This is a genomic window from Mariprofundus erugo (assembly GCF_005818865.1).
Lineage (GTDB): Bacteria > Pseudomonadota > Zetaproteobacteria > Mariprofundales > Mariprofundaceae > Mariprofundus > Mariprofundus erugo.
This window is the reverse complement of the sequence record NZ_VBRY01000006.1, coordinates 152,592-172,727: the sequence shown is the minus strand read 5'-3', so window position 1 is coordinate 172,727 and position 20,136 is coordinate 152,592. Positions and strand designations below refer to the sequence as shown.

Genomic DNA, 20,136 nt, shown 5'->3' with positions numbered 1-20,136 from the left:
CACATCAAACTCAGCAGTGGTTGCTGAGTTTGATGTGCATGCATAGACTGCATGCATCGATTATCAAACGATGGAGCGTTTAATCAGATGGCTACTTCCACCAATTTCTTCGGTTCATTTTTAATCTCCCACCTTGGTGTCGATGCAAAATATGTTTGTCTTGCGCTGGAGAAACAAAAGTCCGAACAACAGAAGATCGGCGAGCTCGCTCAGGCAAGCTATGCTCTCGATTCCATGGATTTGATCACAGTACTGAACAAGCAGAGCCAGACGCATCGCCCCTTCGGAGAGATTGCGATGGAGCTCGGACTGTTAAACCAGCAACAAATCGAAGAGCTGCTGACCAGGCAGAGTGAAAGCAGGAAAAAGATCGGTGATATCCTGGTTGAAATGGGAGTCTTCTCGGAAAGTGAGAAAGAGACCCACCTCAAATCCTATATCAACTGGCTGGAGGGACTTGCAGCCCTTGGTAAAGCCACCTTCTCTCAACCCACCCTTCATTAGCTTCCTGCATTAATAGCGAAGATGATATCACTTCGTTCCTGCCTGAAGCCCGGTTAACTATATAGTTGATATCAGTCCGGAGGATCATGTGAGCCTGAAACGTGTTGGCATATTAACCGGAGGTGGCGATTGTTCCGGCCTGAACGCCGTCATTCGCGCCGTCACTCGCGCCGCTGTATTTGGCCATGGTGCCACAGTAATCGGTATCGAACGCGGTTTTGAAGGGCTCGTATTCAATCATACCACCGAGCTGACCGTTCACAGTACGCGCAGTATCCTGACACTCGGCGGAACCATTCTGGGAACCACCAACAAAGGTAATCCGTTCGAGTGGCGTGAAATAAATCCCGATCACTCGATCTCGGTGCACGATTACTCTGACAAGGCCCTGGCAACTGTTGAACAGCTGCAGCTCGACTGCCTGTTTATCGTCGGTGGCGAGGGCACACTGGAGATCGGCTATCGCCTGTTTGAGCGTGGTGTCCCGGTGATCGGCATTCCGAAAACTATCGATAATGATCTGGATAAAACGGACTACACATTCGGTTTCCAGACTGCAGTGCAGGTTGCATGCGATGCGCTTGACCGCCTTTACACAACGGGTGAAAGTCATCAGCGCGTGATGATCCTTGAGGTGATGGGACGCAGTGCCGGCTGGATCGCCATGGAGGCAGGTATCTCCGGGGGAGCCCATATCATTCTGATCCCCGAAATCCCCTATGACATCGAAAGTGTGGTACAAAGAATCCGCCAGCGGGCAAGAAACGGTAGTCCGTTCAGTATTATCATCGTTGCGGAAGGAGCAAAGGAGATCGGCGGTGATTGTATTGTGCAGGAAGCTGCTTCAACCCGCCTGCAGGGGGTGCCACAGCTTGGCGGTGTCGGTTTCCACCTTGCGGCAGAGATCAGGAAGCGTATTGATCTGGAGGTTCGCTGCACGGTTCTTGGCCATATTCAGCGTGGTGGCTCCCCCACCGCTTTTGACCGCATTCTCGGCACACGTCTTGGCAGTCATGCCGTCCAGGCTGCAGCCGAAGGAAAATTCGGCAATATGGTCAGCCTGAATACACCGGATATGACACTGGTGCCACTGTGTGAGCTGGCAGGTGTCGTCCGCCGCATTCCGCTCGACTCACAACTGATCCGCTGTGCTGAATCGATCGGCATCAATCTCGGACGCACACCGGCAGGTCAGGAGCTCACCCGCCTCGACCATAACGAGTAATATCAGCTCCCGGCGCTGCCGATGACGGGAGCACTGGGGCATCAAGCCTGTAAACCAGTCGCCCTAAGGAAGCGCTGATGTGTCGGCGCTTCCGAGCGAGCCATGGACGGCCGCCCAATCAGCTTCCTGCCTCTTTGTCACGATTTTGTCTTTGCGAACTGATTTTGCCAGGAGGGCAATCAATCAGCATCTCCCTAAAGCAATGCGACAGAGGCAATGACAATGCCGTCCTCATCGGCATAAAGGTACTCTCCCGGCCTGAAGGTCACATCGGCAAATGCAAGCGGAATTCCGGAAGTGCCCTGCCCCCGCTTCACCGTTTTGCGCGGCGTGGTGGCAAGCGCCTTCACCCCGATATCGACTTTCGCCACATCCACGGAATCGCGAATGCAACCGTGGATAATCACCCCCTCCCAGCCATGTTCCGCAGCCAGTGAGGCCATGACATCACCCATCATCGCACAGCGTAACGAGCCGCCACTATCCACCACCAGCACCTTACCCCGGCCGTCCGTTTCGAATGCCGCCTTCAGATATGTGTTATCCTCGAAGGCCTTCAGAGTCACAATCTGACCGGAGAAGCGGCGTCTGCCACCATAATCACGAAACAGAGGCGCCGCCACCTGCACTGTTTCAAGATATTGGTCATACAGATCGGTTGTTTTAAAGCACATCGTATGCCTCCCGGTTCAGCTGCATGGCAACCTTCGTGGCGACACGCTTGCTGTAATCATTAATCTTCCAGTGCGTCGGCATCCAGCCAACCAGAAAACGGTAAAAGTCGGCCTGTGCCAGCGGCAAAAGAGAGCGCCACTCCTGTTCCAGTAACGCCATATCCAGCTGCTTGCCATGGCGATCCACTGCCTGTGCCAGTGCAGCAAAGTAGTAATCCAGCAGTGATGCCTGATACCGCTCGTGTCCCTGATCGTTCAGGCAACTACCGAGAAAATAGGCGACATCTTTCATGCCGCAACCGCCTCCGACATATTGAAAGTCTACCGCTGCCACCTTTTTGCCATCAGTCGAGAAACAGAAATTGGCCAGCTTGGCATCACCATGCACCAGCGTCTGATAACGGGCATTCGCCAACATGGCATCCATACGCGGGGCGGCACGACGCAAGCTGTCATCCGCCATCACGGCAAGTTCATCCGGCCGGGTTGCCAAATGCCAGTAGGTACCGACAGGCCAGAGCCCGGCCGGCTTTTCCTCCATAAAAGTGGCATGAAAATTTGCCAGCCAGACCAGGCATGCCTGCACCCCCTGAAGATCAAGTCTGCTTTTCCTCAGCGGGAATCCGGCGGCATCCAGATCCTCCAAAACGATCAGGTGCTCCTCCCCCTGAGTCACTGAAGCGTAACAGTGCGGCACCCGGCAATACGCATCACAGCGTCCGGCCCAATCCCGGTACCAGGCCATTTCAACCTCATACGAGCGCACCTTGCGTTGATGAGAAAGATCGTTGTGCCAGCCATGCGGATGATTCACCTGTGATGGAAATATGACATGTTTGAGCACGGCACTGTCGGCGGCGGCCCCGCTCAGACGATAGCGCACAATTTCACCATAACCGCTCCACAGCGACTGGATCACCTCGCCACGGATCACACTGCATGCACCGGTGACCTCTCTGACGATATCATTCAATGAACTGCTCATATTTCCTCTCCTGATTTCGCTGTCACCGCACGACTCCCGATGCGAGGCCCCGGTGCAGAAAGTAACCGCAAATATCGGCACGCCGTATATTCCGTCAGACCTTGCTGCCAGCAGCATGAATCTTGCTGTTTGCCTGCACTCCTGCAACGCTTGAGCCATGCTTGAAACAGGCTTTCCATACTCGGCTGATGCCAGTGCCAGGGTGCTGATTCTGGGCTCGATGCCGGGACGAAAATCACTCGATGAGCAACAGTATTATGCGCATCCACGCAACGCTTTCTGGCCGATCATGGCCAATCTGTTCGGCTTCGACCTGTCACTGCCGTATCCCGCACGTCTGGAGCAGCTGCACCATCAGGAGATTGCCCTGTGGGATGTTGCTCATCAGTGCAAAAGAGCGGGGAGTCTGGATGCAGCCATTCAGCAACACACGGTCATCGCCAATGATTTCAACCTGTTTTTCCGCTCTCATCCGCACATACAGTGGATCGCATTTAACGGACAAAAGGCTGCCGAGCTGTACAGGCGCATGGTTCGCCCCGCTCTGGCCCCGCCATTCGCCGATATCCCCTGCCTGTACCTTCCATCTACCAGTCCGGCTCATGCCTCAATGAGACTGGAGGAAAAGCAGGTGCAATGGCAGCGCATCAGGACACTTCTGCAATCAGCACCGCATGATCAGGATTAGCGCTGAAGCTGTAGTCGCGGTGCCATCAGTGAGCCCGCCAGTGAAAAACGAAGCGGCTGTTGCAGCATCGACTGCAACGTCGCTGAAACGGAGGCTCCGGCCACTATCCCCACATCACCTGCCAGCTGCCACTGCTGCGGCAGATTTGACGGGATGGCGAGTGTACCTGTGCCATGAAGCACAACAGCGGTCCCTCCGGTCAGCTGCCATTGCCAGCTATTTCCCTGCCCATCATGTTTAAGCGCCAGGGTATAGTTTCCGAGCGACTCCTTTGCACCCGGAAACAGCAGTGACGCCTGCTGCCATATCCCTTGCAATGAACCGTTTAATGGGCGCCCGCTGACCGGATCTATTTGCAATGTGCCGGAGAGCTGCAACTCACCACCGGGCTGTACCGGCAACATCCCGGAAAATTGCGCCGATAACGCTTCAGCTGCGGCACTCGCATGCATATCAGCCAGTTCTATTGCCTGATCAGATCGCGAAAGCGTCGCCTGCACGTCGACCCCGTTCCACAGCAGCGTCAGATGTGCAGCAGGCCTGAGCTGTAGCAGGGAGAGCCAGTCCGGTGCAAGGCGGATGGAATCCAGCTGCAAAGGCAGCGGCAGGGAATCACTGCTGATACGCACACCCTCCAGCCTGATTGCCAGGCCGGCTGTTTCCAGCTTCTGATACTCCAGAGTCATATGATAAGGGCGCAGTGATTCGGCTATCGTACTGCGCAACCACGGCTCCGGCTGCCAGCGCCAAACGACAAACAGCAGCAATGCCGTCACAAACAGCGCCAGCAATTGCCATCCGCTGGCATGCCTCACAGCTCCGTCAGCGCGGCTCATCGTGTGCCGATCAATGACTGAACCTGTACAAGTGCCGCCGAAGAGCCCGGTTGCACCTTCATATTGATCAATTCAAGTCTGGCGCCAGCCAGGGCATCCACAAAGTGCAACATATCGTTGTACGGTACATCCTTAAGTTCAATCAGCAGGCGCTGCCCGCGCGAATCAGGCATATTCTGCGGCCGAATACGGGTCATGTACTGGCGGACTTTTGAGGCACGCGCCAACCGCTCCACATCGGAGAGCACATTGACCGGTGCCATCTTGCTGCCACCACCGGCAACCAGTTGACGGGCAAGACGTTCGGCCTCTCCCGCCTGCTGCTGAGCGATCTTCAGCGATCGATTCAGCTCTGTGATCCGGTCCTGCATCGGCAATATCAGCAGAAAGATCAGCATCATCAACGGTAAAATGAAAGCGGCAGCCAGCAGCAGATAGCGCTCCCTGCTTTGCAGCTGCTGAAAACGGGGAAGCAGATCAGTTTCAACCCTTTCGCGCAGCGGCAACCATTGCGCCTCCAGTCGAGCAGAGAGAAGTTCCTTCAGCCGTCTGTTCATTGCCATTGCATCCTGAATGTCACCTGCTGGCCGCTCAGATCGGTATCCAGCAGTTTAACATCACGACCTGTCTGCTTCTGCAGGGACTGCCGAATCACATTGAGCAGCTGCAGATTGGCCGCCTTACCCGACATTTTCATCACGCCATCCTGCCACTCAAGTTCCCCCATCTGCCATGACGTCGCCTTGTAAACCTGATGCACGGCTGCAACCTGCTGAAGCCAGCGCGCTGTAAGAGGGGAAACCTCTCCGGAAGAACCTGCCGCCCGACGCAGCTGTGCCAGTGCATCGATCATCACCTTTTCATCCGGCAGCCCCTGGTGAAACGCCTGCACAATCTGCTGTTGTGTGGCGGCGAGGTTGGTGTTGAGGCTGTGAATCTGGTAACCCAGTCCGGCAAGCCATAACAGCAGCAGCATCCCGGCAAGTGACAAGGCCCGATACCATGGTCTGATCCACGCAATTCCTTTGCTGGCTGCCCAACGGCCATGACGAAAGTTCATCCTTGTGGCCGCAGACAGGGATGCATCGGAAGAAATCGTTGCAGATGCCAGGTTAGCCTGATGCCTTGTCGGCAAATCCCCCTCCGACTCAGTCCGGCCATGCCACGATGGCAGCCTCAGGGCGTGCAGCAATGGCTCATCAAGCAGGCCTGAAAAATGACAAACCATCGCCTCTGTTGCAGCCATCGCCTGCAATGACCGCGTCACCTCTTCCGCCAGGTATCCGGCATAAGCGCCACTGCGGTTCACACGGCGCATGCCATAACAGGCATCTCCCCGCCACAAACCGAAAAAGAAACCATCCTGATCCGCATCAAAAACAGCCTCCCACGACTGACTGTCGTGTTCGGATTTAGGGTTAAGGTGCCGGCCCAGACGAAGCGCTGCATCAGCGGCCACCACCCTGACCTGCTGCCATGCGGGCGAAGCATCAATCTCCTCTTTCCAGCTTATCGGAAGCCCAAACACGATACCCGCAACCCGGGGTGATAACGACTCTGCCTGCTGTACCCCGGATGCAGCCAGCCAGCCCAGCCACCATGCATCGATATCAATCGCAGCACGATCATCCAGCTCCTGTCCGAGAATACCTGCATCGATCAGACGAGGCGAAGTCAGCGGCAGCGAAAACACCCGCACCAGCAATTGCTCGACCGGTAACAGCAACTGTTCACAACTGGCGCCATCAGGGAGATCGGGTAACCAGCAGCCATCACTGACAGGCAACGGCATGGTATTGCCAAGCGGATCCGCAGCATACCAGCCGGAACCGTCAAAGCTGACCGCAAGTCTCGTTATCCCGCGCTCACTCACATATCACCCCAGCTCAAACGCTCACGCGAAAGAAGTGTCAGCATATTCGCCTGACGCATCAGCATATATTCCTCCCGCAGTTGAGCCCTGCCGAAACGGGCATCCGTTCGTACGATAAAGAGATCACTGGTGACACTCAAGTCCGCCGGGTTTACACCAGTAGACCATGAGCGGTTAGCCAGTGCTTCCGACGTACTCTGATAAGGCCGCCCGGCAATCAATGCATCGGCATCCGCTGGCTTCATGGAGGGAAAAACTGCCCGCAATACATTCACATCGGCCGTGTTCAGATTGATCGGGGTCATATCACCCTGCGGAACAGGTCGCACCACCACCACGGTGGCCAGCTTGTTCATGACATCGCGGGTGAAGCCATGAATCATGGCCAGTTCACTCCAGCGATCCAGTCGTCCGTTCTTTACCCGGTATGGCTTGTCGATATAGCTGCTGTCTTCCCCACCCGATGCCCCTACAGGGCGATCATCCGCATCCATCCAGTCGGCCAGCGCTTCAACCAGCCCGGCATCCAGCCCTGTCCGCACAAACAGACGTCGCAGACGCCCGTATACATCCATCTGCAACTTGCCCTGATCATTCACCAGGTCGTTCAGGTTCAAGCGGCGGTTGGCATCGGTAATCACCAGCGCAACACTTCCCTGATCGATGGTAAAGGGGGGAACGGGGCTTGCCCACAGCTCTCCCGGCTCATCGATCGACGTCCTGGCCGCATCCTGTCTGAGTGCTTTTACTGCCAACGCCAGAGCCGAACGACTTCCCTGCTGTGCACGAATGGCATCCTGCATATTTTCTGCCCGCCTGAGCGAAACCATATCCTCAAAGGCTGCTGAGGAGGCCCATGCACCAACCAATGCCACCAGCCCCAGTACAATAATCAGGGCGGCCCCTCTTTCCCTCTTCTCCCGCTTACTCACAAGGGCCGACCATACAACAAAGGAAGAAGCCACTCCCGGCTGTTACTGCCATCAACCTGAGTTGAAATACGAATGCGCAGAGCTTTCGGCCAGACAAACGGATTGATCGATTTCCACTCCGGCTGCCACTGTCCATCAAGCCCCATTGCTTCTACCGCACAGCTGTGTGCCTCACCCATATCCCAGCGAACCGGCTCGACACCATTGCGCGCCCATAGCAAGCGCGACTCCCGGATCAGATGATATTTACTTTCATCAATATAGTAATGAACTTCCGAAATTCCCGCCTGTCCCGGCTCGGCCACCAGTAACCAGAGCTGATCGAATTCACTGCTGCCGCGATTATCATGGGTCATGGCCACTGGCGGCTTACGAACATAAACAGGGGCGGCAGCAGAAAAGCTGCCCGCCTGTGGCCAGGCCAGTGCATCCATATCAGCTCGTAGTTGCCGGCCAATCCAGCCACTCTGCTCAAGCTTGTCACGTACATCCTTGAGCATACGAAATCCATCACCGGAAGTTGCCAGCGCACCATAGGCAATGACCACGATCAGTGAAAAGATGGTCAACGCCATCAACACCTCAATCAGGGTAAAGCCCCGTATTGTCTCGGCCCTTCGCCTGCAGTACGGCACGGTTAATGGATCTCCTGATAGAGAAACAGGGTCGTCTCCTCTTCACCCGGAGCACTCACGGCAACATTGCGTCTGACAAAGCCATCCAGCATGGTTTTCTCCGTCCAGCTGCGCCAGCTTAATGAAACCCCGTCAACCTCAACACTTCCACTCTGTTCAGTGCCTGCTTGAGACATACCGCCCGCAGATACCGCCAGTATCTGGCTTGCCAGTTCATTGCTGGCCACATCCAGTGCCAGCGCATGAAATGCCAGTCTGCGCTGAATATCTGCGGATGCCCCCAGTCGCCCCATCAGAATGACCAGTGCCGTTGCCGCGATCCCCAGCGCAACGATGGCCTCAATGAGGGTAAAACCCCGCTCTCTTTTCACTGCAACTGCCCGTCATCAAGGGCAATACCTGCTGGCCCCGGCCGCAATACGATCGTCAACTGTTTCCCCTCACGGTCAGCAAGCACGATACTGGCTGGCTCGACAATGCCCTCGGGCATCAGCGTCAGATGAGCAAACACAGGCTCCTCATCCCGCTTTGAAGTCGACTGGCCGGCATTCATCACATCCACCGGCTGCACATCTGCAATGGAAATACCGGCAGGCAATGAAAAGGATTCAAATGGATGATCGCGCAACAGAAGCCAGCTACCTGCAGCATCGATACGTTCAAAACCGTAACCATGTGCGCGCGCAGACCAGCGCATGGGGCGTCCTTCCAGCGCGGTTTCCTCTGCTGCGAGCCTGAGCAGCTGCGCCAGCCTTCTCCCCTGCTGCTCTAGCGACGGTACGGCAACCGAGAAATATGAAGGTGCAATCATCGCAGTCACCACTGACATGATCACAATCACAAGCAGTATCTCGATCAGGGTAAAGCCGGCATGCCTGTGACTCCCCCCCCCCATCATACAAACAATGTGGCTGGAGCTGTTATTCCCAGTTGCCGATGTCGGCATCGAATCCGCTGCCGCCGGCCTGGCCATCAGCACCATATGAAAGAATATCAAAATCGCCATGTACGCCCGGCGAGAGATAAACAAACTCGCGCCCCCATGCATCCCTGGGAAGGGCATCCAGATAACGGCTGCCGTTCTTTCCTGCCGTAACCAGCGCATTCAAACCAGCTCCCGATGGCGGGTAACTGCCATGCTGCAAACGATAAAGCTTCAGCGCCTGGGCAATATTCTGCATCTGTACCCGGGTAGCTGAAACCTTCGCCTCATCGGCTCTCTCGACAAATCGCGGCGCAATCAGCGCTGCCATCACACCAATAATGACCAGCACCACCATAATCTCCAGCAGTGTAAATCCGCGCTGTTGCTCCACATGATACTTCATCAATGATTCCCCTCCTGACGACTGACCAGCCGCTGCCGATGCAAACCCAGGAACAAAAAGCCCAACGCTATCAGCAGCGGAAAGACCGGATCAAAGGAAGCGGATGGCTGAATGACACAACCTGCCTTATTCGCACCACCATTTCCGCCAATAAGCTGTGGTGCACTGCCGAATGCAATCGGATCGACAATCACGCCATTGGCCACGCCATCCTGGTCGAGCGGCCCGCCATCGGTCAGAGTCAGATCAATCGTATTCGCCCCCACCGTTGTCACATAGGCAACAGGGATCAGCGTATAGTTCCCGGCTGCATCAAGCTTGTAGAATTGACCATTGGTACCGAAGGGAACGGTTGAATTGATACGCACCGTCACGGTTGCCCCGACGGCTGTCAGCACCTTGTAGGAAAGGGTACCAAGTCCCTGATTGACCGGAGCAGGCGCACCGGTGGCAAGTGTAACTGCAACCGACTGAACCGCATTGCCATTGGCGTTGATGGAAAACGTGCTGGCCCCGTTAATCGATGGAATTCCGGTCACAACCGATGGATCAAGCGCGCTGACGTTATCCTCAAGTGCATCGATAATACCATCGGAGTCACTATCGCTGGGGCTGTTGCTGTATACCACATCGTTAAGGTCAGAGGCGGCACCCGACGGATTGGTATTGGCCAGTTTCGGATTGGTACCAAGGATGCGCTCGGCTGAATCAAGAATGCCGTCAAGATCGAAGTCGGTGGCCGGCCCTGCCACCGCCAGAATCTGTGCCGCTGTCAAACCGGGCGCAGTAAACATGGCAATTTCCCAGTCATCGGGAATGAAGTCACCATCGGCATCGGCAGCAGAGCCCATGTTCGGCGTGATGCCACTGACATACACGGTCGCCGTTGAGGTACCACGATTACCGTCGGGATCAACCGATGAGAAGGTCACCACTGTTTTACCGACCGGCAACACAGCCGGAGCATCATTGGTCACCGCCGTCGCGCCAACGATATTGTCCAGTGCGGTCGCTCCGGCAAAGAAAGCAGCCAGACTTGCATCTGCTTTTGGCACGCCGGCAAAGGTGACCGCCGGCACGACAATATCCAGTGGTGGCGTAACAACCGGAGGCAGCACATCCCGTCCCGGAACTGCCGCGACCACATGCACAATTCGGGAAACACTTGCGCTATTTCCTGCCGCATCGGTTGCCGTGTAGGTCAGTACCGTCGTACCGACGATGGAGGTGTCGATTGCCGGCAAGCCGAAAATCACTGACGGCACAACCGGTCCGTCAAAGTTATCCTTCACCGTCGCGCCCGGATCCACATAGGCAGCTGCCGCTGGGGTTTGCAATACCGTATCCTCAACGGAGCCATTCAGCTTGATCACCGGCGGAATCTGGTCCACGCCATTGGCAACGGCGACACCACCGACCGGAACATATGGCGTAACGACAATATTCATGCTGGCAGTGGAGGTAAGCCCTGTCACATCGCGTGCGGTATAGGTTACGGTTGTCGTACCCACCGGAAACAGTGCCGGAGCATTATTGCTGATCGTTGCCACACCGACCGCATCTGTCGCTGTAGCTGAACCCAGGATGGTCGCTACAGCACCGTTACTGGCCGGAATACCTGATGGCGTTGTGGCAGCAAACGTCGCATTGGCCGGCACCGTCAACACCGGTGGCGTGGTATCGGTAATGGTGACGCTCTGAATGGCTGTACCGACATTCAGCGCCACGTCGGTAGAGGTCCAGGTCACCAGCGTTACACCCACCGGGTATGGCCCCAGCGGCAATGGCGTAGCCACAGGATTCGGATCGACATTATCGGTCACAATGGGCAGACCGAGATTCACCGGCGTCAATGCTGCAGTCGCCTCCATGGTCACATTGGCAGCGGGCGTAATCACCGGCGGAAACACATCGCCCACGCCCATACCGCTCTGCGTACTGGCTGATACGCGCATATTGGACAGCACCAGCGCTGAATCGGTCAGGGCATCGCTATTATCCGCAATGGTGATCTTGATCGTATGGGTTGCCAGTAGCGGATCCAGCTGGGCTGTCAGCGTCTGCAGTTGGGAGACATTGGTATAGCCTCCGATCAGGGTGCCCGCAGTCGCGGTCAGGAAAGCACCGTTGAGATTAGAGAGCAGCAGACCATTGGTAAATACACCCCGGTTGATGCCATCGACCATAATCACCGCCGCATCCGGAAATGGAACACCGGCAAGCGCCTCATTGGTGGCATAGATAAAATCCAGACTGATCGACGGCGTGCCTGCCGGTACAGTAAAAGAGAACTGCAGGCTGGCAGCATCAAAGGTACCGGTGGTATTAAACGACGGGTGTGCCGTAAGTGCCGCACTGACATCCGCATCACCCGGCAAGGCAAGCGGAGGTGCAAGGTTACCACCGGTACCGGTAATATTTCCGGTCGTCAGCACAATACCGGTTTGAGGCAATGTCAGAGCAATCGGAGCAGGCAATACATTCAGCGTGCCCAGGTTGGTGGTATTGATCACCCCTGTCTGATTGGCAACAGTCACCGCAGTGGGCAATGAAACCGTAATGGCAGGATCAAACTGAGTCAGTCGGGTTGCCAGCGCCGCAGCATTGATCTCGTTAATCACTGTCGCGGCAGTCACGGTAATCACTGTAGTGGCTGTCGCAATATTGCCGGCCGCGTCAGCAGCAGTAAATGTCACGGTCGTGGCACCGATCGGGAAACCACCTGCCGGGGCATTATTGGTAATAGGCAAGACCACACCGACCAGATCGGTTGCCGTCACCGTGGCAAGATAGGCGGTGATATCGGCATTCATCGTCGGGCTGGCGGTTGAAAATCCATTGGCCGGTGGCGGCGTAATCACCGGTGGCGTGGTATCGGTAATGGTGACCGTTTGTGTCGCAGTGCCGACGTTGAGTGCCGCATCGGTCGAGGTCCATGTCACGACCGTCACACCGACCGGATAAGGGCCTGCCGGGGCAGGCGTCGCGCGCGGATTGAGGTCCACATTATCGGTCACGACCGGAGCGCCGAGATTCACCGGCGTCAGTGTTGCCGTCGCTTCCATCACTACATTGGCACCCGGGGTAATCACCGGCGGGAAGATATCACCAACACCCATGCCGCCCTGAGCACTGACAGTGGTCGTCAGATTGGAGACAATGACAGCTGAATCCACCAGCCCGTCAACATTATCGGCAATGGCAATTTTAATGCGGTGGGTAGCCAGAGCCGGATTAAGCACGGCAGTGACAGTTTGCACCTGGGATGCATTGGTATAACCGGTGACAACACCGGGAGCTGCAACCAGCAATCCGGCTGTCTGATTCGTTAACAGCTGGCCATTGGAAAGCTTGGCATAGTTGACACCATCCACCATCACTACAGCTGTATCCGGATTCACCGCCAGTGGCACCTCGTTACTGGCAAAAACCAGATCAAAGGTCACCGCAGTGACCCCTGCCGCCACAGTAAAATCAAACTGAATCATCGACGCATCAAAGGTACCGGTGGTTGCATACAACGCCGCATTGGCTGCAAGCTGGGCATCAACATCGGCATCACCGGCTGTGGCAAGATTATTACCGGTGCCACTGATATTACCGGTGGTCAGCATAATACCCGTTGCCCCGAGTACAACCGGTGTAGCCGCCGCCGGAGCCGGTGCAATCTGCACGTTTCCCAGGTTGGTATTATTCACAAGGCCCGTCTGATTGGCGGCAGAGGTTGCGACCACTGACGGCAGCGACACAAACACACCTGCCGCATTCTGAACAAAACGGTTCACCAGGTTGGCCGCAACAGAGTCAGCAACAACCGTGGTGGCGGCAAATGACTTCACCGGACCACTCAATACCATAATAATAAGCAGTGATAAAACTAAACGCATATGCCTCACCCGGCCTTACCCCGATACCTGTTAAATCTGTTAATAATCAAATGAGCGACTGAACGAAAGGCCAAAGCCACCGAACGAGGCCTTGGAACGACCGGCAGTAGAGAGAGCCAGTGTTACGTCCGACCAGTACTGAATCCACTCCATCTCAACGGCAAACAATGGACGCGGCCTGTAGGCTGCACCGAAACCGTAGGTAAATCCTGTTTTGGTCACTTTGGAGTTAAAGGTCACGCCCGTACCTGTCGGGTTGACACTATAGGTGGCCGCTGTCCCCCCCAGTAGCGCATATATATTGAATGATTTACTGACAGGGTACTGCATCTTGGCCAGGTATGAGACAAAGGGGCTGGCCTGCACGCTCACACCAAACGGCCGGGCACTTCCCTTGGTTCCGACCGGAAACTGGGCGCTGGCCCCCGGCATGGCACCGGCACGAAGCTCAGCCCCCCAGTAACTGTAATCAAACCCCACCTTGATAATGCCTGAAGGCAAGGCACTTTTTTTGACTGACAGAGCACCGCTGGGGCCCTCTTCCGAATACTTCACCGAATAGGCTCCGGCCCCCAAACCGGCATAAACCCGGACCTCCTGCGCCTCAACCGTCGCGGTCGTAAAAAGCATCAAGGCGATGCCGGCGTAATAATACAAGGCTACTTTCGTCATAATCACCCCTTAACTACCTGCTTATCACAGCCAAAACCTGACATTCCCACACAAGCGACGAATCTTATCACGAGCTGGCCCCAGCGTAAAACCACCGACAGCCCGGAGACGGCTATCGGGCCAACCAGAATGCATTGCGCTCAAGCGGATCAAACAAACGCCGTTCACCATCCACCATCACCCACGGCCCATGCTTCAGATCGTCGCCTTCATGAATCAGACGATCCAGCATCAACCATGAGCCTGTCAGCAAACCGTAACGATGCAGTGACTCCGCCGCATAGGCGGAACAGACAGGATAGGCCGGACAACTGCGACCATCCAGCGGCCCCAGCACATACTGATACAAGCCGATCATCACACGGGCAGGTTCCATTGCCGGCAATGAAAATTCACGCAAACCCGCTGACAACAGCAGACTCAATGATGCCAGCAGCAGGTACCACCTGATTAACCCTACCATGGCCTGCCAGGCAGTGCCGATGCCTGCCAGATCCCCTGCCACCAGAGCAGATATGCTTCAGCCCCTCCCCGCTCGGCCAGAGAAATGGCTGAAAAGATGGTTCCCGACCACAACCAGAGTGTAATCAGCGTAAAAAACAGTGTGACCGGCCCCATTTTTCTACGCCCGGCCCATAACGTGAGGACAAGCATCGGCACCACCAGCATGAAGGCAACGCCGGCATCGTGCCAGCGCCCCAGCCATGCATGCCCGGCACCGGGCACAAGGGTGGCGAGCAGCGTGATCATACCTGTATGCTCTTTTTCCGGCAGAGGATGCAACTGCATATATTGCTGCATCAGCCGCACCTCGATCCATTGCGGGGAAACGGTATCAGCCAGCGACATCGTCACCAGCTGCTGGCGACGATGCTTGAGCAGCATGACAGCGACCTGCATACGTTCATACCACAGATCATCCGCCGATGCCGACATCATCGACAGCGCTCCGCTCAATCGGGCAATCGCCTCCGCATCGTGTCCCGCAGCCGCCTGCTCCATGGCCTGCTGCCAGACTGTCGCCGCCGATGCATACACAGGCACCACCCGGATCAGGCAAGCAAGCACCAGCGCAAGCACCAGCCAGCAGGTGCTGCGCATCACCGGACCAGCTCGTTCATTTCGGCAATCGGCAACAATATCGCCATCGCCATCGCCCCGACGCCAATGGCCATCAGCAAAACAAGCATCGGTTCAGCAATGGTCAACATACGCTTTAGTCCACGCGACACCTCGCGCTCGAAATGTTCGGCAACCCTTAACAACATTGCATCAAGACGACCACTCTGCTCACCGACCGCCAGCAACTGTATGGCAAGATGGGGAACCATCCCCCCTTTCGCCAGCGCATCGGACAATGCCCCGCCTTCGCGCAGACTCTCTCGCGCCACCTGGCCAAGCTCCCGCAATGGCAACAGTGACCAGTTCTGGTTGGCAATATGGATGGCCGCCAGTACCGGCACGCCACCGGTCAGCAGCATACCCAGCGTGTGGCAGAATCGCGCCGTTTCGATGCGTGCAAGCAAATGACCGACGCCCGGTAGCCGCAGCAATATCAGGTCACGCTGACGACGCAAGAAGGGCTGCCGCATCGACACACGATAAGCCAGCAGCGCTCCTGCCACGGTCAGAAAAAGCCAGCCACCATAGGCGCGCAAAAAATCGGATGCGGCAATCACGATTTTGGTCAGCAAGGGTAAATGGCCGCCAGCCCGTTCAAACACCGTAATGACCTGCGGGATCACCACCGCCATCAAAAACAGCATCACCAGCATGCCAAAACCGAGAATAATGGCCGGGTAAAGGGTGGCTGACAAAAGCTCCTGCTGCAGCGCCTGACGATGCTCCAGCAACTCCGCCAAACGGGTCGCCACGACTTCCAGCTGCCCGGTCTCTTCGCCGGCTGCGATCATATTACAGACAATCTCATCCATATGCTGATCACGCAGTGCCTCTGCCAGGGAGCCCCCTTCCAGCACCGATTGCCTGATGGTGACCATCGCAGAGCGCGCTTTGCGCCGGTCCATGCCTGCGGCAATGGCAGCCAGCGCCTCCACCAGCGGCATGCCTGCGGCACTCAATGTCGCCAGCTGTTGCAGAAACAGTACCGTATCTGCACCACTGAGGTGGGAAACAGCATGCCTGCCAGCCGACTTCCTGCTCCTGGCTGTCCGTGACTCGCCGACCTGCAGCTGACGTACAACCAGCCCGGCTGATTTCAGCTGCTGGCGGGCAGAGCGCTCCGAATCAGCTTCAATCTCACCTTTTTTGCGCCTGCCGGTGGCATCGATCGCCTCATAACTGAACAGGCTCATGGTAACTTCACGGTGCGAGCCATCACTCTCACACCTCAACCACCAGCATATCTTCGAGACTCACGCGCAAGACCTCATCGATCGTGGTCACACCATTGGCCACATGGCGAGCCCCGTCATGACGCAGCGTCACCATCGCTTCGGCGCGAGCCAGACGGCGCATCGCAGGCAGTCCCTTGCCATCATGAATCAGGTTGCGCATGGCATCGGAAATACGGGTAATCTCATAAATCGCAACCCGGCCAATATAGCCCGTGCCCATGCAGTGATCACAACCAACGGCTGCATACACCTGCTCAACATGGGCATAGTCTTCCGGATTACTCTCCAGCAAACGCCAGTCATCCGCTGTCGGATGACGCGGCGTACAGCAGTGCGGACAAAGTCGGCGGACAAGGCGCTGGGCCTGCACCATGGTCAGCGAGGAAGCAACCAGATAGGGCTCCACCCCCATATCCTGCAGACGAACAATGGCCGAGAGCGCATCATTGGTGTGCAGGGTGGCAAACACCAGGTGGCCGGTCAGCGATGCCTGAATGGCAATTTCAGCGGTCTCCAGATCACGAATTTCACCGATCATCACAATATCGGGATCCTGACGCAGAATCGAGCGCAAACCGGCGGCAAAACTGACGCCGATTTTCGGCTGCACCTGCATCTGCCCCACACCCTCAATCTGATATTCGATGGGATCCTCAATGGTCATCACATTTCGGTTGATGCGATCCACCTGCATCAGAGCGGCATAAAGCGTGGTACTCTTGCCCGATCCTGTCGGCCCCGTTACCAGCACAATGCCATGCGGCAGCCCAATCACCTCCTGCATCGTCTGCAACTGAGCCGGACTCATACCAAGCTCGGCAAGGGTCAGCATCTTTGCACCACGATCCAGCAATCGCATCACCACACGCTCACCATAAGCTGTCGGCAGCAGCGAAACACGCACATCCACTTCCCGTCCGGCGATCTTTACCCGGAAACGTCCATCCTGCGGATGCCTTTTTTCAGCAATATCAAGACCGGCCATCACCTTGATGCGGGAGGTCAGAGCCGCCTGCACCGCTTTGGGCGGATGGACGATGGTATGCAATACGCCATCCACACGAAAACGGACCAGCACTCGCGACTCAAATGGCTCGATGTGAATATCACTGGCCCGCTCTTTCAACGCCTGCGAGAGCAGGGTGTTGACCAGTCGTATGACCGGCGCATCATCTTCGGATTCAAGCAGATCTCCGACCTCTTCAATCTCGCGACTGAGCTCATCGATCCCCAGATCCTCCATCATCTGCTCGGCTGATGCGGAAGCCATATCGAAGGCCTGATTCAAAGCAATCAGAATTGCCTCTCTGGGAAGATAAACCGGCTGCACCTCAACGCCGAACAGGCGACGGCAATCATCCAGTAACTCCCACGGCCATGGCGCATCCACAGCCACAGCCACAGGATTGGCAAGCCCCTGCAGTGGCTTTAACGGCAGCAATGGACCACTGCGCAAAACGGGCAGCGTAAAGGCAGCCACCCGCTGCGCATCCACCTGATCACTCGTCAAGCGTGTCAGCTGTAACATCAGGGGACTGCTGCCGCCGGCGCACTGTTTGCAGGGATCACGGTTGGTAGAGGTGCGGGCTTCAGTGACTCAGGCAGCGCCTTCACATCCCTGGGGAAAAGAATCGTCCCCCCCTCGACCGGCTTCTCATAAAGACCTCTGATATCACGATATTTCACATTGGTCAGTGAATCGATCTGACTGGTTCCCTTGATGATATGCGGCTTGAGAAACACCATCAGATTGGTTTTCGTCTTCAGATTTTCGGTAAATTTAAACGGCTCCCCCACCAGCGGCAGGGCACCCACACACGGCACATGCTGCACGGTAGCCGATTTATCATCCCGCATCAGCCCGCCCAGCACGATCATCTGGGCATCATTGGCCAGCACCACCGTTTTGATCGAACGTTTATTGGTAACAATATCGGTCGCACCGGTTGCATTGTTGGCAGCAGGAACCACACTGGAAATCTCCTGGTAAATCTCCAGCCGCACCGTATCGCCTTCGGAGATCTGTGGCTTCACCCGTAATGTCAGCCCCACATCCTTGCGTTCGATCGTCTGAAACGGATTAATGCCACCACCTGTCGCTGTTGCTGCCGCCTGAGCGTAGCCGCCGGTCACAAACGGCACATTCTGGCCGACAACGATCTCGGCTTCTTCATTATCCATGGTCAGCAGGTTGGGAGTGGATAAAACATTGGCATCATTATCCGACTGCATCGCATGCACCAGTGCCCCGATTGACAATGCCTTGTTCACCACCCCGAGTGTCAATCCGGTCGGAGCTGCTCCTGTCAGTGCTGCGGCCGGCGCCACAGGTGCGGCCGCGTTGACATTGGCAGCCATTGCACCACCGATCGCCTGCATATTTTTGAAGTTCTGCACACCGGCCCCCATACCACCGGATGCCATCCACTCAACACCGAACCGCTGGGTCGCGTTGCCACTGACCTCAACAATCAGCGCCTCCACCAACACCTGTCGACGCCTCACATCCAGGCGGTCAACAATACCACCAATGGCGCTCATATCACTGGAGTCGGCCGTAATCAGCAGGGCATTGGTTGCATCATCCGCCACCACCTTTACATCACCTGAAAACAGCGCCTTCCCCTGCCCGGCCGCTGCTCCGCCGCCACCCTGAGTCCCGACAAGACTGGTCAATACCTTTGCCACATCCACTGCATTGGCATTTTTCAGGTAACGGACCTGCAGGCGACCGCTATCCGCCTCAGGTGCCACATCCAGACGCTCAACCACGGAGGCCACCTCATTGATAATCTGCGGTGCGGCAACAATGATCAATATATTGCCCGGTTGATGGGCAATGGCTTTGACAGCATCCGGCGACTGACCGGCGGCCGCGCCATAGAGGGTTGAGATGGTCGTCGCCAATTTATCTGCCGAGGCATGCTGCAACTTGAACAACTGTACGCCCACCGCATCCTTGCGATCGAGCAACTGCAGAATTTTCTGGATGCGCTGAATGTTGCTGGCACTATCGGTGAGCAGCATCATGTTGCCGCGCGGATAAGCGACCAGATGACTGTTCGGGGAAATCAGCGGACGAATGAGCGCCTGTAACTGCTGGGCATCGGCATATTGCAGACGGATAACCTGCGTCACCATCGCGTCACCTTCGCCACTGTTGGCACCGGCCAGTTTGATCGGCAATGACATCTGTTTGCTTTCAGCACGCGGCACAATCTTGATCACCGGTCCGCTGGGCACGGTGGCAAAACCATTCACTTCCAGCACCGACTCGAACACCTCATATGCACGCGCTTCGGAAATCGGCGTCGGGGAAATAATTGTCACCTTTCCCTTCACGCGGTTATCAACAAGGAAGTTTTTGCCAGAAAAGCCGGCAACAAACTCAATAAATGCACCAATATCCGCATCCTTGAAGTTGAGCGTGATCTCTCTGGCCGACACCGTCTGAATCTGGCACCAACAGATCAGACCAATCAGGCAGGCCAACCACCTGATGTTCAATCCTTTTTCACTATTCGTCACATCATTCATCCT

20 protein-coding genes are annotated in these 20,136 nt (G+C 56.2%); 3 read left to right on the top strand and 17 right to left on the bottom strand.

What is annotated here, in order from left to right; genetic code table 11:
- Positions 1–87: 87 nt before the first annotated feature.
- Positions 88–504 carry a cyclic di-GMP-binding domain-containing protein, MshE-related gene (locus FEF65_RS07815; RefSeq protein ID WP_138239240.1) on the top strand — a complete coding sequence of 139 codons (417 nt, stop codon included), beginning with the start codon at positions 88–90 and terminating at the stop codon, positions 502–504.
- A gap of 88 nt (positions 505–592) precedes the next feature.
- On the top strand, positions 593–1,729 hold the full coding sequence (locus FEF65_RS07810) for a 6-phosphofructokinase (protein WP_138239239.1): 1,137 nt from the start codon (positions 593–595) through the stop codon (positions 1,727–1,729).
- A 194-nt stretch (positions 1,730–1,923) separates the two neighbouring features.
- Here FEF65_RS07810 and rraA read toward each other — a convergent pair whose 3' ends face one another.
- Positions 1,924–2,403, bottom strand: coding sequence for a ribonuclease E activity regulator RraA (gene rraA, locus FEF65_RS07805; protein WP_138239238.1), 480 nt, complete (start codon positions 2,401–2,403; stop codon positions 1,924–1,926).
- Positions 2,393–3,388, bottom strand: coding sequence for a phosphotransferase (locus FEF65_RS07800; protein ID WP_138239237.1), 996 nt, complete (start codon positions 3,386–3,388; stop codon positions 2,393–2,395). The genes rraA and FEF65_RS07800 overlap by 11 nt, the downstream gene beginning before the upstream one ends.
- A 157-nt stretch (positions 3,389–3,545) precedes the next feature.
- On the opposite strand from FEF65_RS07800, the gene FEF65_RS07795 reads away from it, so the two are divergent.
- Positions 3,546–4,076: a DNA-deoxyinosine glycosylase gene (locus tag FEF65_RS07795; RefSeq protein ID WP_138239236.1), complete on the top strand. Its 531-nt coding sequence runs from the start codon at positions 3,546–3,548 to the stop codon at positions 4,074–4,076.
- Here FEF65_RS07795 and FEF65_RS07790 read toward each other — a convergent pair.
- The 15 genes from FEF65_RS07790 to gspD form a co-directional block, all read right to left on the bottom strand.
- The gene (locus tag FEF65_RS07790; RefSeq protein WP_138239235.1) at positions 4,073–4,912 is read right to left on the bottom strand and encodes a hypothetical protein; all 840 of its coding nucleotides are present in this window, start codon (positions 4,910–4,912) and stop codon (positions 4,073–4,075) included. The genes FEF65_RS07795 and FEF65_RS07790 overlap by 4 nt on opposite strands.
- Positions 4,909–5,469: a type II secretion system protein GspM gene (gene gspM / locus FEF65_RS07785; RefSeq protein WP_161595210.1), complete on the bottom strand. Its 561-nt coding sequence runs from the start codon at positions 5,467–5,469 to the stop codon at positions 4,909–4,911. Before gspM ends, FEF65_RS07790 begins: the two co-directional genes overlap by 4 nt.
- Positions 5,466–6,785 (bottom strand): GspL/Epsl periplasmic domain-containing protein, encoded by a 1,320-nt coding sequence (locus FEF65_RS07780; RefSeq protein WP_138239233.1) that lies wholly within the window; start codon positions 6,783–6,785, stop codon positions 5,466–5,468. The genes gspM and FEF65_RS07780 overlap by 4 nt, the downstream gene beginning before the upstream one ends.
- The gene (gene gspK / locus FEF65_RS07775) at positions 6,782–7,717 is read right to left on the bottom strand and encodes a type II secretion system minor pseudopilin GspK (protein ID WP_202978247.1); all 936 of its coding nucleotides are present in this window, start codon (positions 7,715–7,717) and stop codon (positions 6,782–6,784) included. Before gspK ends, FEF65_RS07780 begins: the two co-directional genes overlap by 4 nt.
- Positions 7,714–8,352, bottom strand: a complete 639-nt coding sequence (locus FEF65_RS07770) for a PulJ/GspJ family protein (protein ID WP_138239232.1) — start codon at positions 8,350–8,352, stop codon at positions 7,714–7,716. The genes gspK and FEF65_RS07770 overlap by 4 nt, the downstream gene beginning before the upstream one ends.
- A 2-nt stretch (positions 8,353–8,354) precedes the next feature.
- Positions 8,355–8,723, bottom strand: a complete 369-nt coding sequence (gene gspI, locus FEF65_RS07765) for a type II secretion system minor pseudopilin GspI (RefSeq protein WP_138239231.1) — start codon at positions 8,721–8,723, stop codon at positions 8,355–8,357.
- Complete coding sequence (locus tag FEF65_RS07760; RefSeq protein WP_161595208.1) at positions 8,720–9,250, bottom strand: GspH/FimT family pseudopilin; 531 nt, start codon at positions 9,248–9,250, stop codon at positions 8,720–8,722. The genes gspI and FEF65_RS07760 overlap by 4 nt, the downstream gene beginning before the upstream one ends.
- A 22-nt stretch (positions 9,251–9,272) precedes the next feature.
- The gene (gspG, locus tag FEF65_RS07755) at positions 9,273–9,680 is read right to left on the bottom strand and encodes a type II secretion system major pseudopilin GspG (RefSeq protein WP_138239229.1); all 408 of its coding nucleotides are present in this window, start codon (positions 9,678–9,680) and stop codon (positions 9,273–9,275) included.
- Positions 9,680–13,567 (bottom strand): HYR domain-containing protein, encoded by a 3,888-nt coding sequence (locus FEF65_RS07750; protein ID WP_138239228.1) that lies wholly within the window; start codon positions 13,565–13,567, stop codon positions 9,680–9,682. Before FEF65_RS07750 ends, gspG begins: the two co-directional genes overlap by 1 nt.
- 39 nt (positions 13,568–13,606) lie before the next feature.
- Complete coding sequence (locus FEF65_RS07745; RefSeq protein WP_138239227.1) at positions 13,607–14,239, bottom strand: outer membrane beta-barrel protein; 633 nt, start codon at positions 14,237–14,239, stop codon at positions 13,607–13,609.
- A gap of 112 nt (positions 14,240–14,351) precedes the next feature.
- Positions 14,352–14,702 (bottom strand): membrane protein insertion efficiency factor YidD, encoded by a 351-nt coding sequence (yidD, locus tag FEF65_RS07740; protein ID WP_138239226.1) that lies wholly within the window; start codon positions 14,700–14,702, stop codon positions 14,352–14,354.
- Positions 14,696–15,343: a hypothetical protein gene (locus tag FEF65_RS07735; RefSeq protein WP_138261021.1), complete on the bottom strand. Its 648-nt coding sequence runs from the start codon at positions 15,341–15,343 to the stop codon at positions 14,696–14,698. Before FEF65_RS07735 ends, yidD begins: the two co-directional genes overlap by 7 nt.
- Positions 15,340–16,554 (bottom strand): type II secretion system F family protein, encoded by a 1,215-nt coding sequence (locus FEF65_RS07730; RefSeq protein WP_138239224.1) that lies wholly within the window; start codon positions 16,552–16,554, stop codon positions 15,340–15,342. The genes FEF65_RS07735 and FEF65_RS07730 overlap by 4 nt, the downstream gene beginning before the upstream one ends.
- A gap of 28 nt (positions 16,555–16,582) precedes the next feature.
- Positions 16,583–18,124: a type II secretion system ATPase GspE gene (gspE, locus tag FEF65_RS07725; RefSeq protein WP_138239223.1), complete on the bottom strand. Its 1,542-nt coding sequence runs from the start codon at positions 18,122–18,124 to the stop codon at positions 16,583–16,585.
- Positions 18,124–20,124 (bottom strand): type II secretion system secretin GspD, encoded by a 2,001-nt coding sequence (gene gspD / locus FEF65_RS07720; protein WP_202978246.1) that lies wholly within the window; start codon positions 20,122–20,124, stop codon positions 18,124–18,126. The genes gspE and gspD overlap by 1 nt, the downstream gene beginning before the upstream one ends.
- Between the last annotated feature and the right edge of the window lie 12 nt (positions 20,125–20,136).